This window comes from Rhizobium sp. NFR07 (genome assembly GCF_900111905.1).
Taxonomy (GTDB): domain Bacteria; phylum Pseudomonadota; class Alphaproteobacteria; order Rhizobiales; family Rhizobiaceae; genus Neorhizobium.
In genome coordinates this window covers 221905-235376 of the sequence record NZ_FOKM01000010.1, presented here as the reverse complement: position 1 = coordinate 235376, position 13472 = coordinate 221905, and the positions used below count along the sequence as shown (strand labels likewise).

The window sequence follows — 13472 nt, the reverse complement described above, 5'->3', positions numbered from 1 at the left end:
GTCGGGTTCCTCACTTCTTTTCCATGACACACTGTAGCGGATGCTGATGCTGACGGGCGAAATCCATGACCTGGCTCACCTTGGTCTCCGCTACTTCGTAGGTATAAATGCCGCATTCGCCTACGCCGTGGTTATGAACGTGAAGCATAATGCGCGTGGCAGCCTCCCTGTCTTTCTGGAAGAAACGCTCCAGGATATGGATGACGAAATCCATCGGAGTGTAGTCGTCATTCAAGATGAGCACACGATAAACGTTGGGGCGTTTCGTCTTTGGCTTCGTGCGGGTGATCACCGAGGTACCGCGACCGGCGTTATCCCCGTCATCACCTTTTTCTTTTTGCATAGAGATCGGCAGTGCGATCATCATTCATCATCCCCCGGTGCCGACGACCATAACGCCACGCCGAACCAGTCTTCCTAACTTAGTTCATTGGACACGGATTTTAAGCCCCCTTTGCGGCGGCGCAATCACTATTCCGCTAGAGCGGCGTCCAACTACGATAATTAACACATTCCGGCGCGCCCGGCGCGAACTCAGGGCAGCAAAATCGGGCTCAAGGCTGATACGAACACCTTTTGCTGACCTGCAGCAGGCAATGGGCGGCCGAAAACATAAGCAAGCGGCCCATACTGCGACCGCTCCCTATTAATGGGGAGCGAGGACGGCCGGTTCAAGAGCAGCGACGGCACCGATGCCGATCAGGCCTGCAGTCGCCATGCAGGAATCAAAAGCGGGCCATGCAGGCCCGCCCTTCAAGCTTGCGCTCGCGCCCAAAGGTCTCAGGCGTCGAGATCGACGTCGAGGATCGCCATCGAGAAGTTGTAGGAACGCTCGCCGTCCTCATCATCGACGTAAACGACACCGAGGAATTCTTCACCGAGATAGACCTCAGCCGAGTCGTTCTTGCGCGGGCGCGCCTTGACGATGATCTGCGGGTTCAGAAGGCGCTTGAAATAGGCGTCGATCTTTTTGATTTCGTCGGGCTTCACGACAATTCTCCGTCTCGTAGTCTTGATTTGCGCCGCTTTTGGCATGGCTGCGCGGCAAAAGTAAAGCCGACAGACAAGATGTCCGCCGGCTCATGAAGTGGCGCTCGAAAAGTCGGCGTCAATCCTCGGACATCAGCAACTGATCCATCACCCGCGCGGGCTCCGAACAGCCAGCCTCGCCGACCACCTTGGCCGGAACACCGGCGACGGTGGATTTGGAGGGCACGGGCTTCAGCACGACCGAACCGGCCGCCACCCGCGAGCAGGAGCCGATTTCGATATTGCCGAGAATTTTCGCGCCGGCGCCGATCAGGACGCCATTGCCGATCTTCGGATGGCGGTCCGCGCCCTCCTTGCCGGTGCCGCCCAGCGTCACGTCATGCAGGATCGAGACGTTGTCGCCGATGACGGCCGTCTCGCCGACGACGAGGCCGGTCGCGTGATCGAGGAAGATGCCCTTGCCGATCTGAGCGGCCGGATTGATGTCGGTCTGGAAGACGCTCGACGAACGGCTCTGTAGATAGAGCGCGAAATCGCGCCGGCCCCGCGTATAGAGCCAGTTGGCCAGCCGATGGGTCTGGATCGCGTGAAAGCCCTTGAAATAGAGCACCGGTTCGAGGAACCGCAGGCAGGCCGGATCACGGTCATAGACGGCCTGGATATCGACGCGCAGGATCGAACCCCATTCCGGCCAATCGACCAGCATTTCCATGAAGGTCTGGCGCAGAAGCACGGCCTGCAGGTCCGGATGGTCGAGCCGTTCGCATATCCGATGCACCACGCATTCCTCGAGCGAGCGGTGATTGAGCACCGTCGAGTAAAGAAATGCGGCGAGCAAAGGATCCTGCTCGATCGCCGCGCGGGCTTCCTGTCTCAGCGTATCCCAGATCGGGTCCACGCTTGCGACAGTCTCGGTCTGGCGAACTTCGGTTCTAGCGGCCATGGCCGTCTCCTCGTTTGCGTGAGGCGCATTATATAGATTACAATTACAACATTACCAACGCCGATGAAATCGCATTGCGTTGATCGTGATGATGAGAAAACCTGAGACCTTGCCACCAAGGCCACGCATTTTCCATTTCAGCCAGCGGAAAGTCCCGCGTAAAACTCCAGAACCGCCTGCTTGAACACCTTGTCGCCGACGGCGAGCATGTGGTCGCGACCGGGTATGTCGAGCGCTTTTGCGTTGGGCATCAGGTCTGCCAGTTCCTGCGCCGATCCGGCGATATCGTCCTTGGTACCGACCCCGATCAGGGTCGGCGCCTCGATGCGGCCCATATCGGAGCGCTCAACGAGATCGCGTGATCCGCGAATGCAGGCGGCCAGCGCGTCCCTATCACTCTTGGTCTGGTCGGCAAAATTGCGGAACATGCGGCCGCGATCATGCGTGATGGCAGCCGCATCGGGCGCCAGCAGAGCGTCCGCGATCGGATCCCAGTCCCCTACTCCGTCGGTCATGCCGATGCCGAGCCCGCCAAGGACCAGCGAGCGGACACGTTCCGGATGGGCCAGAGCTGCGAATACCGAGATCCGCGCACCCATGGAATAACCGAAGAGATGCGCCTCCGGAATGCGCAGGTGATCGAGCAGAGCGATCGCATCCCCTGCCATCACCCATGGGCGGTATGCCCCCACATCACGCGGTCTATCGCTTCCGCCGTGACCGCGATTGTCGATTGCGATCACCCGGTAGCCGGCATCGCCAAGCGTCTTCAGCCAGCCCGGATGAACCCAGTTGACTAGGGCGCTCGAGGCAAAGCCATGGATCATCAGCACCGGAGTACCCGACGGATCACCCTCGTCGAAATAGCGCAGGTTCAGTCCATCATGGACGAAGGAGGAAAAGGCGGGAGCGTTCAGGTTCATCGGGCAATCCTCTTATTGCTGTCGACCTCTAAGCGTTTCGCGCCCAAATGAAAACCATTCCGTCGGCGCCTTGGTGAATGACGACCAGAAGCACCGATCGCGCCCGGCAGAGAAGTGCGGGTGTGGCGCAATACCCCCTACACATTCCGCGCGAGGGGCGATAATGTCCGCCGCAAATCAGATGCATGGAGACGATCATGGCTGGCCACAGCATTCCTCACTTCCAGAACGACGGCGGATATCCGGTGATCCAGATCGGCGTGAAGGAATTCATGTGCACCGGCGCGTCCGTGCCCTACGACCACCCGCATATCTTCATCGACCTCGGCGACGACAACGAGAAGGTCTGCTCATATTGCTCGACGCTGTTCCGTTACAACCCGGGCCTCAAGGCCGAGCAGACCGATCCGCCGGGCTGCGTATTCCACATCAAGGCCGCTTAAAGCCATCGTTCGGACGTTGATCTGATGCATCTCGACAAGGTTGCGATCGTGGGCGCCGGCATGGCCGGCCTCGCGGCCGCGCTGAGCTTTTCCCGTTTGGGCGTCGCCTGCGACATATTCGAGGAGGCCGATGCGCTCGTCGGGGTGGGCGCCGGCCTGCAGATGTCGCCGAATGCCTCCGCCATCCTGCGCGAATTCGGCATATTGGCAAACCTCGAACGCGTCTGGACCGAGCCGCGCGAGATCGGGCTTGCCTCCGGCCGATCCCTGCGGCGCCTTGCCTCAGTGCCGGCCGGCGAATTTGCTCGCAACCGCTGGGGCGCCCCCTATGGCGTCCTGCACCGGGCAACGCTCCAGCAGGCATTGCTGCAAGCCGTAGAGGCCGATCCGCTCTGCACCGTAAGGCTCGGCACTCCGATCCGCGGCAATCCTCGCGAGGCGCTGCGGGAACTGACCGGCACATCCTATCCGCTCGTCATCGGCGCCGACGGCGTCTGGTCAAACGTGCGCGCCGCTATCACCAATGCGCCCCAGCCGGACTTTTCCGGCAATATCGCCTGGCGTTTCACGGTCCCGCTGAGCGAGGCACCGGATTGGCTGCCGCGCGACAGCGTCACCGCGCTTCTCGGTCCGGCCAGCCATCTGGTGGCTTACCCTCTTTCCGAAATGGGCGTCATCAACATCGTTGCGATCGCATCGGGCATCAGCCCCGGCGAAACATGGGATGCGACGGCAAGCGACAGTCAGAGGCGGATGCTGATCCAGCAGTTCCGCGCCTGGAGCCCGGAAGTCACAAAGCTTCTGTCGCGATCCGGGCAGCCGACCTTCTGGCCTCTGCACCAGGTCACGCCCGGCCGCTGGCACAATGGCAGCGACATAGTCCTGATCGGCGATGCGGCGCATGCAATGATGCCCTTCGCAGCCCAGGGCGCGGCGATGGCGATCGAGGATGCTTTCGTGCTGGCGCTCGAAGTGGAAAAAGCGACGTCCCTGCCCGCTGCCTTGTCAAATTTCGAGACGGTGCGCGCCGCCCGCGCCGCCAAGGTCCGGGCCCGCGGTGCGTTCAACCGCTTCGCCTACCATGCGCGCGGCCCGTTCCGCATCGGGCGGGACATCGTTTTGTCGCTCCGCCCGCCGCAATCGCTCGCGGCGGACTTCGACTGGCTCTACGGTTTTCGGGCCGGCTGATCAGACGGCCGCCGCCGCCAAAAATCCCTGTTCCAGATCCCGCTGCAGGTCGACCGTGTCTTCCAGACCGATCTGCAAACGGATGACCGGGCCTTCGGCCGGCTGCTTGCGGATCGTGCGATCCGACAGGTTCACATGCAGCGCCAGGCTCTCGTATCCACCCCAGGAATAACCGAGGCCGAAATAGGTCAGCGCGTTGAGGAAGGCATGCGCCTTCGCCTTGGCCTGATCGGGCCCGGCCTTCAGCACGAAGGAGAAAATGCCGCTGGAGCCCTTGAAGTCGCGCTTCCAGATGTCGTGGCCCGGAAAGCTAGGCAGCGCCGGATGCAGGACGCGCACCACCTCGTCCCGGCTTTCCAGCCACTGTGCGATTTCCAAGGCACTCTTCTGATGGTGGTCGAGCCGGACACCCATCGTCCGAAGGCCGCGCAGGATGAGATAGGAATCATCCGGCGAACCGCAGATGCCCATAAGCAGACGCGCCTCCTCCAGCTTCGGCCACCATTTCGCATTAGCGGAGACCGATCCCATGACGATGTCGGAATGGCCGGACGGGTATTTCGTCGTCGCGTGGATCGAGACGTCGGCGCCGAAATCGAGCGGACGGAAATAGAGCGGCGTCGCCCAGGTATTGTCCAACGTTACGACGATATCATGCTTGTGCGCAGCATCCGCAATCGCACGGATATCCTGCATTTCGAACGTGTTGGAACCCGGTGCTTCCGTATGTACGAGCTTCGTGTTCGGCCTGATCAGAGCCTCGATCCCCGCCCCGATTTCCGGATCATAATATTCCACCTCGACACCGAGACGCGTCAGCATCCCATTGCAGAAATTCCGGCACGGCGTGTAGACCGAATCGACGATCAACGCATGATCGCCCGCCGACAGGTAGGCGAGGAACGGAACCGAGATCGCGGCAAGCCCGGAGGGCACGAGGACGGTTCCAGCCGAGCCTTCGAGTTCGTCGAATGCCGCGCATAACGCGTCCGTCGTGGGTGTAGCTCGCGTTCCATAGCTGTAGGGCTGGCCGCGTTTTTCCATGACACCCGCATCCGGGAAGAGCACGGTCGATCCGCGCACGATCGGAGGATTGACGAAGCCGTGATAGGCCAGAGGGTCGTTGCCCATATGCGCCAGTCGGGTGTTCGGGCCGGCAGCGCTGATAAATTCTTTTTTACTCATCGGGGATCGCTTACTTGCATGTGGCGGGTGCAGGCAGTTTTTGCCGCTCAAAGCGGCGCGGTCAACAGCCAAAGGCAAAACCAGCCAAATAGATAGGCTAAACCCGGGCATCACATTGATTACAAATGCACAATGACTCGGCAAAACCTCGGCGGAATTGACTACACTTGAAGCAATTGCCCATCCACTGGGCGGAATTAAGGAAATAACCTCAATTCTACCACAATTCCGAACCGCGAGACTTGACCCTAACTCGATTTGTGAATGAGATAGGAGCTACCCGCATCCGGGAGGTTGGCGGGAGGGGGCCGAGTTGGTGACAAGCCGAATTACCGGCCTCGTTTCAACAGTTCAAAAACATAGATAAAGGTTGGGAAAATGAAAAAGACGCTTCTGTCTGCCGCGATTGGCGCAGCGGTATTCGGCCTCGGGACGGCCGCTTCTGCAGCCACGCTTGACGATGTGAAGGCCAAGGGCTTCGTACAGTGCGGCGTCAACACGGGTCTGGCTGGCTTTGCGCAGCCTGACTCTTCCGGTAATTGGACCGGCTTTGACGTCGACTACTGCAAGGCCATCGCCGCTGCTGTTTTCGGCGATGCAACCAAGGTTCGCTACACGCCCACCACTGCCCAGAGCCGTTTCACCGCTCTTCAGTCGGGTGAAGTCGACGTTCTGGTTCGTAACACCACCTGGACCATCAGCCGCGACACCGCGCTGGGCTTCAACTTCCGCTATGTAAACTACTACGACGGCCAGGGCTTCATGGTTCCGAAGAGCCTGAACGTAAAGTCGGCTCTCGAACTGTCCGGCGCTGCTGTCTGCGTACAGTCCGGCACCACGACCGAACTGAACCTCGCCGACTACTTCCGCGCCAACAACCTGCAGTACAACCCGGTCGTCTTCGAAAAGCTCGAAGAAGTGAACGCCGCCTACCAGGCCGGCCGTTGCGACGTCTACACCACCGACCAGTCGGGCCTGTATTCCACGCGCCTCGCACTTTCCAACCCGGACGATCACATGATCCTGCCGGAAATCATCTCCAAGGAGCCGCTCGCTCCGGCCGTTCGCCAGGGTGACGACAAGTGGTTCGACATCGTAACCTGGGCCGGCTACGCGCTGGTACAGGCCGAAGAATTCGGCATCACGCAGGCAAACGTCGACGAGATGAAGAACTCGACCAACCCGGACATCAAGCGCTTCCTCGGCGCTGAGGCCGACACCAAGATCGGTACCGATCTCGGCCTGACCAACGACTGGGCCTACAACATCGTCAAGGGCGTCGGTAACTACGGCGAAGTGTTTGAGCGCAACATCGGCGCCAACACCCCGCTCAAGATCGAGCGCGGCCTGAACGCTCTGTGGACCAAGGGCGGCCTGCAGTACGCACCGCCGATCCGCTAAACCATACGCACCGGGACAAGGCGGCTGCGGCCGCCTTGTTCATTTTAGCCAACAATCAGAACATAAGGCCCATCAGGGCCATCGGGAAAATTGGCACAACGTATGACGGACCACGCCCTGAACCAAGCGGCGCCCCGGGCAAGTAAAAAGGCCTCGCCTCTCTACGATCCCAAGGTGCGCAGCATTTTCTTCCAGATCCTGACGGCGGTCATCGTCGTTCTCGTGGTCTGGGCCATCTATAACAATGTCGCCGCGAACCTCGCGCGCAGCAATACCGCCTCCGGCTACGGCTTTCTGAGAGGCCGCTCCGGCTTCGACATCGGACAGTCGCTCATCGCCTATACGAGCGATTCGACCTATGGCCGCGCGATTCTCGTCGGCTTCCTCAATACGCTTCTCATCGCAGTAACGGGCATCATTACCGCAACGATCGTCGGCTTCATCATCGGCATCGGGCGCCTGTCTCATAACTGGCTGATCGCCAAGCTCTGCACGGTCTATGTGGAAGTGTTCCGCAACATTCCGCCGCTGCTGGTCATCTTCTTCTGGTATTCCGGCGTCCTTGCCATCCTGCCACAGCCGCGCGATGCGATCGTGCTGCCGCTGTCGACATTCCTGTCCAACCGCGGCCTCACCTTCCCCTACCCTGTGTGGGGAGAAGGCGCCGCTGCCATTCCGGTCGCCTTCATCGTCGGCATCATCGCCGCGATCGCGTTCGGAATCTGGACCAAGAAGCGCCAGATGGCGACGGGCAAGCAATTGCCGACAGGCTGGATTGCCGCCGCCATCATCATCGGCCTGCCGATCATCACCTTTCTGGTCATGGGCGCACCGCTGACCTTCGACTATCCCGTCGAAGGCCGCTTCAACCTCTCCGGCGGCGGCACGATCCGTCCCGAGTTCGTGGCGCTTTACCTCGCCCTGTCGCTCTATACGGCCGCCTTTATCGCGGAAATCATCCGTGCAGGCATCAAGGGCGTCGGCAAAGGACAGACGGAAGCCGCTTCGGCGCTCGGCCTGCAGCCGGCAAAGACCACGCAGCTGGTCGTCGTGCCGCAGGCATTCCGCATCATCATTCCGCCGCTGACAAGCCAGTATCTGAACCTCACGAAGAACTCTTCGCTCGGTGTGGCGATCGGTTTTCCGGAGCTGTTCTCGACCGGCAGCACGTCGCTCAACCAGACAGGCCAGGCCGTCGAGATGATTTCGATCATGCTAACGATCTATCTGTCGATCAGCATCGCGACGTCGCTGTTCATGAACTGGTTCAACGCCAAGATGGCCCTGGTGGAGAGATAAGCCATGTCGACAAAAAATCTCTCCTACGTCCGCGGCGACATGCTCGCGGCCGAGCCGGCGCCACTCAGCCAACGCAGCGTCTCCGGCTGGATCAGGACGAACCTGCTCGCAACGCCGAAGGACGTCGTCCTGACGATCCTCGCCGTGCTTCTGCTGCTTGCCGTCATCCCGGGGGCCTTGAACTGGCTCTTCGTCCAGGCGGCCTGGGTCGGTGCCGATCGCACCGCCTGCGCCACCGTAGCCCAGGGCGGCATTCAGCCGGACGGCTGGAAGGGCGCCTGCTGGGCCTTTGTCGAGGACCGTTTCCTGCAGTTCATGTTCGGGCGTTATCCGCTTGATGAACGCTGGCGCGTCGTCCTCGTCGGCATCATGCTCGTGGTCCTTCTGGTGCCGCTCATGATCCCGAAGATGCCGCACAAGGCGCTGAACGCAGTCCTGCTGTTCATCGTCTTTCCGGTCGTTGCCTTCTTCCTGCTCCATGGCGGCGTATTCGGCCTCCAGACGGTCCAGACTTCGCTCTGGGGCGGCATGACGGTGACGCTGATCCTGTCCTTCGTCGGCATTGCGGTGTCCTTCCCGGTCGGCATTCTGCTGGCTCTCGGAAGACGCTCCGACATGCCGGTGATCAAGACCTTCTGCGTCGTCTTTATCGAAGTGATCCGCGGCGTTCCGCTCGTCATGGTCCTGTTCATGGCGAACGTCATGCTGCCGCTCTTCCTGCCCACCGGCTGGACGATCGACAACTTCCTGCGTGCCGTGGTCGGCGTCGCCCTGTTTGCCTCCGCCTACATGGCCGAAGTCATCCGCGGCGGCCTCCAGGCGATCCCGAAGGGACAGAGCGAAGGCGCAGATTCACTCGGCCTCAGCTACTGGCAGAAGATGCGCCTGATCGTGCTGCCGCAGGCGATCAAGCTGGTCATTCCCGGCATCGTCAACACCTTCATCGGTCTGTTCAAGGATACGTCGCTGGTCTCTATCATCGGCATGTTCGACCTGCTCAACATCATCCGACTGAACTTCACCGACACGACCTGGATCACCCCAGTCACTCCGATCACCGGCCTTATCTTTGCCGGTTTCATCTACTGGATCTTCTGCTTTGGCATGTCCCGCTATTCCGTCTTCATGGAACGGCACATGGACACCGGCCACAAGCGATAATTAGGGGAAAAACAATGGCTGAAGCCCAACCCAAAATGACCGTCTCCACCACCGACACTGCCGTCGAGATCATCGGCATGAACAAGTGGTACGGCGATTTCCATGTCCTGCGCGACATCAACCTGAAAGTGATGAAGGGCGAGCGCATCGTCATCGCCGGCCCGTCGGGCTCCGGCAAGTCGACGATGATCCGCTGCATCAACCGCCTGGAAGAACACCAGTCGGGCAACATCATCGTCGACAATATCGAGCTCACCAACGACCTGAAGAAGATCGATGAAGTGCGCCGCGAAGTCGGCATGGTGTTCCAGCACTTCAACCTCTTCCCGCACCTGACGATCCTGGAAAACTGCACACTTGCCCCCATCTGGGTCCGCAAGATGCCGAAGAAGGAAGCCGAAGAGGTCGCGATGCACTACCTGAAGCGCGTCAAGATCCCGGAACAGGCCCACAAGTATCCGGGCCAGCTTTCCGGCGGCCAGCAGCAGCGCGTGGCGATCGCCCGCTCGCTCTGCATGAAGCCGAAGATCATGCTGTTCGACGAACCGACCTCGGCGCTCGACCCGGAAATGGTCAAGGAAGTGCTCGACACCATGGTCGGCCTGGCCGAAGAAGGCATGACGATGATGTGCGTCACCCACGAAATGGGCTTTGCCCGTCAGGTCGCCAACCGCGTCATCTTCATGGACCAGGGCCAGATCGTCGAACAGAACTCGCCGGCCGAGTTCTTCGACAATCCGCAGCACGAGCGCACCCGCCTCTTCCTCAGCCAGATCCTTCACTAGGATCCGCAGTTACGGAAACGAGAAAGGGCGCCCACGGCGCCCTTTTTTGATGCTGACGTCTCGCTCTCTCTACCACCTGAACGAATAATTGGCATTCACGCTGGCAACCGTATCGGCGTCGGAAAACCTCCGGTTCACATTGCCGGAAAGCGTGATGTTCTCGCCAAGCTTCTGCTCGATCCCCAGGCCTGCGCCGAACGTATTAAAACCGCCCGCGCTATTGGCCGAAGCGCTGAAAGCCGTACCGGTAGCGGCCCGCCTGAGCTTGATCGACTGACTGGCCTCCAGTCCCGTCCAGTCGCCCTGCTCGCCGCTGTAATGCATGGAATAGGTACTGTGTCGCTCGACATTGAACGAAGGCGTGGCGATCTGCTTCTCGTAGTAATTCATCGAAATCGTCGCACTGCCGGCCATGCCGTCCAGATTGACGCCGATATCGCGGCTCATCTCATAGGCCGGGCGCGTGATGCTCGCGGCCTTGATCCTGCTCCAGAAGACGAGCGGGGTATCGACAACCCTGCCGCCCTTTTCCGTGGTGTTGACGCCGAGATTGAAGCCCGCCTCCGGCTCCAGGCGTGTTGGCAAACGCAGGCCAAGTTTGACGGCATAACTGGTGTTGGAATTCTTGATCGGCTGCCAGATCAGCGGCCTCTCGTCGCTTCGGGCGATGCCCGACATGGCGACAAACGCAAAAGCCGCCCCCGCGGCCGCGAGCAAATGTCTGTTCATATGTATCCCCACTCGAAGGCTCAAAGACAATGCAAGGGTCCGGGCCGCCCCGCGCGACCCGCAAAAACCATTTTCAATGTATTGAAAGCGCCAAATGGGAACTCCTGCTCCCAACGCCAAATCTACCTTCCCCTGCGTGATGCAACGGAACCGATGTCGGAGACTCTATCGCAAATGGCCCAAAATTGGAATCCCGAAAGACCATCTCGCAGATGCGAACACGCATATATGAATTCTTGTAGGTAGCGCGGGAACAAATCGCTGCCTTCGCCGTTGCTGCGCAGCAGATCCACGGAGCCGACGCATGAAAGCCGCTTTCGCCTCACTTCTTCTTGCCGCAGTTCTTGCCCAGAGCGCCGACGCCGCCACCCTCACCTACGGCGGCGTGCCGATCGTGGAAGGTTCGGATATGGACCTGCGCTTCCAGGCGGCCCGTGAGTTCTGCATGGTCGAGGCATCGACGCCCCTCCGCGGCACGCCGCGCACGGAAAACTTCTACTACCGGATCTCGCTGAAATCCTGCCTCTATCGCCAGGGCTATTTCGGCGACGGCAGCTATGTCTATCCGGTTCCGCTTTATGGGCAGCCGACAGTCGCGCGCTAACAGCAAACGACCTTTTCAAAATATACGGGATGTCCGACTTGAGAGATAGGTGACGTTTTGTACCGGAGACATGGGTAACACTTTTCGCTTTGCGGGAGGTGTTGATGCCGTGGAGAGAGACTTCGGTCATGGAGGAACGTCTACGCTTTGTCGCTCGGCTTCTGGAGGGCGAAGGGATGAGCGAGGTTTGCCGGGATTTCGGCATCTCGCGCAAGACCGGCTACAAGATCTTCAATCGCTACAGGGACGACGGGCTGGAGGCGCTGACGGATCGATCCCGGCGTCCGGTACGCTATGCCAACCAGCTCCCGACCCAGATCGAAACGCTGATCGTCACATCCAAGAGGGACAAGCCGCATTGGGGTGCCCGCAAAATCCGGGAATTGCTGATTCGCAAGCTGGCTGGTGATGTCCGCATTCCTGCGACCAGCACGGTGCATGCAGTTCTTGACCGCTACGGACTGGTCACTCATGCCCGCAAGCGCCATCGTCACAAGGCAGAAGGCACGGTGCTGTCGCATCCGCTTGATCCAAACGATCTGTGGTGCGTCGACTTCAAGGGGGAATTCAAGCTTGGCAACGGGCGATATTGTTACCCATTGACGGTCACCGACCAGGCCTCGCGTTATCTTCTTGCCTGCGAAGCCTTCGGATCGACGAAGGAAGTCCCCGTCTTCGAGGCCTTCCAAAGACTGTTTGCCGAACGTGGCCTGCCGGGCGCAATCCGAAGTGATAACGGCGTCCCATTCGCCAGCCCGAACGGTCTCTATAATCTGCAGAAGCTTTCCGTCTGGTGGCTCAGGCTTAGCATTGCCATCGAACGCATCAGGCCGGGCCATCCGCAGCAGAACGGTCGCCACGAGCGTATGCATGTGACGCTCAAGAAAGAAGCCACCAGGCCACCCCAAATGAACATGCTCCAGCAGCAGGCTCGTTTCGATGCCTTTCTCAACGAATTCAATACCGAACGACCGCACGAGGCACTTGGCATGCAGAACCCGCAGGACGTCTATTCAGCCGCAACGCGACGCTATAACGGACTACCGGACGTGGACTATCCCTTCCACGACAGGGATGCGCTCGTCACCAATTGCGGGCGCATATGCATGTACCGAAAGAAGATCAACATCTCGATCGTCATGGGAGGCCAGAGACTGGGAATAAAAGAAGTCGATGACGGCATTTGGCTTGTCAGCTTCATGCACTATGATCTCGGTTACATCGACCTGGAACAGAAGACCTTACAAACAATCGACAACCCGTTCGGCACGAGGTTGTCACCCATGTCTTAGGTACAAGATGCTACCTATGTCTCCGGTATGGACAGGAAGAAAATGGCGACCCCTGCAGGACTCGAACCTGCGACCTACTGCTTAGAAGGCAGTTGCTCTATCCAGTTGAGCTAAGGGGCCGAAGGCGGCAGCGAGGCTGCCGCTAGATCGTCAATGCGTCCAGGGCTGGGTCCGGGTGAACCGGAAGTTATCCGTGTAGGATACGGTCTGGCGCGCGACTTCCTTGGGCTGGATTACCCGGTATTCGATGCCTTCGCGCTTGGCATAGGCTTCGGCCAGTTCCTGGCTTTCGAAATTCAGGCGAACCTGCTGGTTCATGTCCGACGACGAGGTGTAGCCGAGAATGGGATCGATACGGCGTGGCGTTTCCTGATCGAATTCCAGCACCCAGAGATGGGTCTTCGCCTTGCCCGATTGCATAGCAGTCTTGGTGGGACGGTAAATCTTCGCGGTCATTTGGCCAATCACCCCATAATTCCTGTCCGTTGAGCCGACACGATCACCTGATAGACAGGCGTTATGACTCATA

15 protein-coding genes and 1 tRNA gene are annotated in these 13472 nt (G+C 59.7%); 8 read left to right on the top strand and 8 right to left on the bottom strand.

The features are described 5' to 3' along the window. Positions 1–10 precede the first annotated feature (10 nt). The 4 genes from clpS to BM216_RS21245 form a co-directional block, all read right to left on the bottom strand. Positions 11–364: an ATP-dependent Clp protease adapter ClpS gene (gene clpS, locus BM216_RS21260; RefSeq protein ID WP_093001256.1), complete on the bottom strand. Its 354-nt coding sequence runs from the start codon at positions 362–364 to the stop codon at positions 11–13. A 416-nt stretch (positions 365–780) separates the two neighbouring features. Further along, positions 781–990 (bottom strand): DUF3126 family protein, encoded by a 210-nt coding sequence (locus tag BM216_RS21255; protein WP_093001197.1) that lies wholly within the window; start codon positions 988–990, stop codon positions 781–783. Between the two features lie 118 nt (positions 991–1108). Beyond that, positions 1109–1933 carry a serine O-acetyltransferase gene (cysE, locus tag BM216_RS21250; protein ID WP_093001196.1) on the bottom strand — a complete coding sequence of 275 codons (825 nt, stop codon included), beginning with the start codon at positions 1931–1933 and terminating at the stop codon, positions 1109–1111. A 137-nt stretch (positions 1934–2070) separates the two neighbouring features. Then, entirely contained in the window at positions 2071–2856 is a 786-nt protein-coding gene (locus BM216_RS21245) for an alpha/beta fold hydrolase (RefSeq protein ID WP_093001195.1), read from the bottom strand. A gap of 197 nt (positions 2857–3053) precedes the next feature. Here BM216_RS21245 and BM216_RS21240 point away from each other — a divergent pair, with 197 nt between their 5' ends. Both BM216_RS21240 and BM216_RS21235 read left to right on the top strand, forming a co-directional pair. Continuing rightward, positions 3054–3299, top strand: a complete 246-nt coding sequence (locus BM216_RS21240; protein ID WP_093001255.1) for a zinc-finger domain-containing protein — start codon at positions 3054–3056, stop codon at positions 3297–3299. A 24-nt stretch (positions 3300–3323) separates the two neighbouring features. Continuing rightward, a complete protein-coding gene (locus BM216_RS21235) occupies positions 3324–4487 on the top strand; it encodes an FAD-dependent monooxygenase (RefSeq protein ID WP_093001194.1) in 1164 nt (387 codons plus the stop codon). Here BM216_RS21235 and BM216_RS21230 read toward each other — a convergent pair whose 3' ends face one another. Further along, on the bottom strand, positions 4488–5672 hold the full coding sequence (locus BM216_RS21230) for a cystathionine beta-lyase (protein ID WP_093001193.1): 1185 nt from the start codon (positions 5670–5672) through the stop codon (positions 4488–4490). It lies immediately after the preceding gene. Positions 5673–6050: 378 nt separating this feature from the next. Between BM216_RS21230 and BM216_RS21225 the strand changes: the two genes are divergently transcribed. The 4 genes from BM216_RS21225 to BM216_RS21210 all read left to right on the top strand — a co-directional run bounded on the left by BM216_RS21225 (position 6051) and on the right by BM216_RS21210 (position 10318). Then, complete coding sequence (locus BM216_RS21225) at positions 6051–7073, top strand: amino acid ABC transporter substrate-binding protein (protein WP_093001192.1); 1023 nt, start codon at positions 6051–6053, stop codon at positions 7071–7073. Positions 7074–7175: 102 nt separating this feature from the next. Then, positions 7176–8372 (top strand): amino acid ABC transporter permease, encoded by a 1197-nt coding sequence (locus BM216_RS21220; protein ID WP_093001191.1) that lies wholly within the window; start codon positions 7176–7178, stop codon positions 8370–8372. A 3-nt stretch (positions 8373–8375) separates the two neighbouring features. Then, positions 8376–9533, top strand: a complete 1158-nt coding sequence (locus BM216_RS21215) for an amino acid ABC transporter permease (protein ID WP_093001190.1) — start codon at positions 8376–8378, stop codon at positions 9531–9533. A gap of 14 nt (positions 9534–9547) precedes the next feature. Beyond that, positions 9548–10318 (top strand): amino acid ABC transporter ATP-binding protein, encoded by a 771-nt coding sequence (locus tag BM216_RS21210; RefSeq protein ID WP_093001189.1) that lies wholly within the window; start codon positions 9548–9550, stop codon positions 10316–10318. A 69-nt stretch (positions 10319–10387) separates the two neighbouring features. Here BM216_RS21210 and BM216_RS21205 read toward each other — a convergent pair whose 3' ends face one another. Next, positions 10388–11047, bottom strand: a complete 660-nt coding sequence (locus tag BM216_RS21205; RefSeq protein ID WP_093001188.1) for a hypothetical protein — start codon at positions 11045–11047, stop codon at positions 10388–10390. A 304-nt stretch (positions 11048–11351) separates the two neighbouring features. Between BM216_RS21205 and BM216_RS21200 the strand changes: the two genes are divergently transcribed. Then, positions 11352–11651, top strand: a complete 300-nt coding sequence (locus BM216_RS21200; protein ID WP_093001187.1) for a hypothetical protein — start codon at positions 11352–11354, stop codon at positions 11649–11651. A 104-nt stretch (positions 11652–11755) separates the two neighbouring features. After that, positions 11756–12943, top strand: a complete 1188-nt coding sequence (locus tag BM216_RS21195; protein ID WP_093001186.1) for an integrase core domain-containing protein — start codon at positions 11756–11758, stop codon at positions 12941–12943. Positions 12944–12986: 43 nt separating this feature from the next. Here the strand turns inward: BM216_RS21195 and BM216_RS21190 are convergent. Together BM216_RS21190 and BM216_RS21185 are read right to left on the bottom strand one after the other, a co-directional pair. Then, a tRNA-Arg gene (locus tag BM216_RS21190) sits at positions 12987–13063 on the bottom strand. 30 nt (positions 13064–13093) lie between these two features. Beyond that, the gene (locus BM216_RS21185; RefSeq protein WP_093001185.1) at positions 13094–13399 is read right to left on the bottom strand and encodes an ETC complex I subunit; all 306 of its coding nucleotides are present in this window, start codon (positions 13397–13399) and stop codon (positions 13094–13096) included. Positions 13400–13472: the final 73 nt, after the last annotated feature.

What these genes read in the sequence shown, in the direction of transcription:
- BM216_RS21220 (WP_093001191.1), top strand. Translation starts at nt 7,176, where the DNA reads ATGACGGACCACGCCCTGAACCAAGCGGCGCCCCGGGCAAGTAAAAAG.
- cysE (WP_093001196.1), bottom strand. Translation starts at nt 1,933, where the DNA reads ATGGCCGCTAGAACCGAAGTTCGCCAGACCGAGACTGTCGCAAGCGTG.
- BM216_RS21205 (WP_093001188.1), bottom strand. Translation starts at nt 11,047, where the DNA reads ATGAACAGACATTTGCTCGCGGCCGCGGGGGCGGCTTTTGCGTTTGTC.
- BM216_RS21225 (WP_093001192.1), top strand. Translation starts at nt 6,051, where the DNA reads ATGAAAAAGACGCTTCTGTCTGCCGCGATTGGCGCAGCGGTATTCGGC.
- BM216_RS21230 (WP_093001193.1), bottom strand. Translation starts at nt 5,672, where the DNA reads ATGAGTAAAAAAGAATTTATCAGCGCTGCCGGCCCGAACACCCGACTG.
- BM216_RS21210 (WP_093001189.1), top strand. Translation starts at nt 9,548, where the DNA reads ATGGCTGAAGCCCAACCCAAAATGACCGTCTCCACCACCGACACTGCC.
- BM216_RS21185 (WP_093001185.1), bottom strand. Translation starts at nt 13,399, where the DNA reads ATGACCGCGAAGATTTACCGTCCCACCAAGACTGCTATGCAATCGGGC.
- BM216_RS21240 (WP_093001255.1), top strand. Translation starts at nt 3,054, where the DNA reads ATGGCTGGCCACAGCATTCCTCACTTCCAGAACGACGGCGGATATCCG.
- BM216_RS21235 (WP_093001194.1), top strand. Translation starts at nt 3,324, where the DNA reads ATGCATCTCGACAAGGTTGCGATCGTGGGCGCCGGCATGGCCGGCCTC.
- clpS (WP_093001256.1), bottom strand. Translation starts at nt 364, where the DNA reads ATGATCGCACTGCCGATCTCTATGCAAAAAGAAAAAGGTGATGACGGG.
- BM216_RS21245 (WP_093001195.1), bottom strand. Translation starts at nt 2,856, where the DNA reads ATGAACCTGAACGCTCCCGCCTTTTCCTCCTTCGTCCATGATGGACTG.
- BM216_RS21195 (WP_093001186.1), top strand. Translation starts at nt 11,756, where the DNA reads ATGCCGTGGAGAGAGACTTCGGTCATGGAGGAACGTCTACGCTTTGTC.
- BM216_RS21200 (WP_093001187.1), top strand. Translation starts at nt 11,352, where the DNA reads ATGAAAGCCGCTTTCGCCTCACTTCTTCTTGCCGCAGTTCTTGCCCAG.
- BM216_RS21215 (WP_093001190.1), top strand. Translation starts at nt 8,376, where the DNA reads ATGTCGACAAAAAATCTCTCCTACGTCCGCGGCGACATGCTCGCGGCC.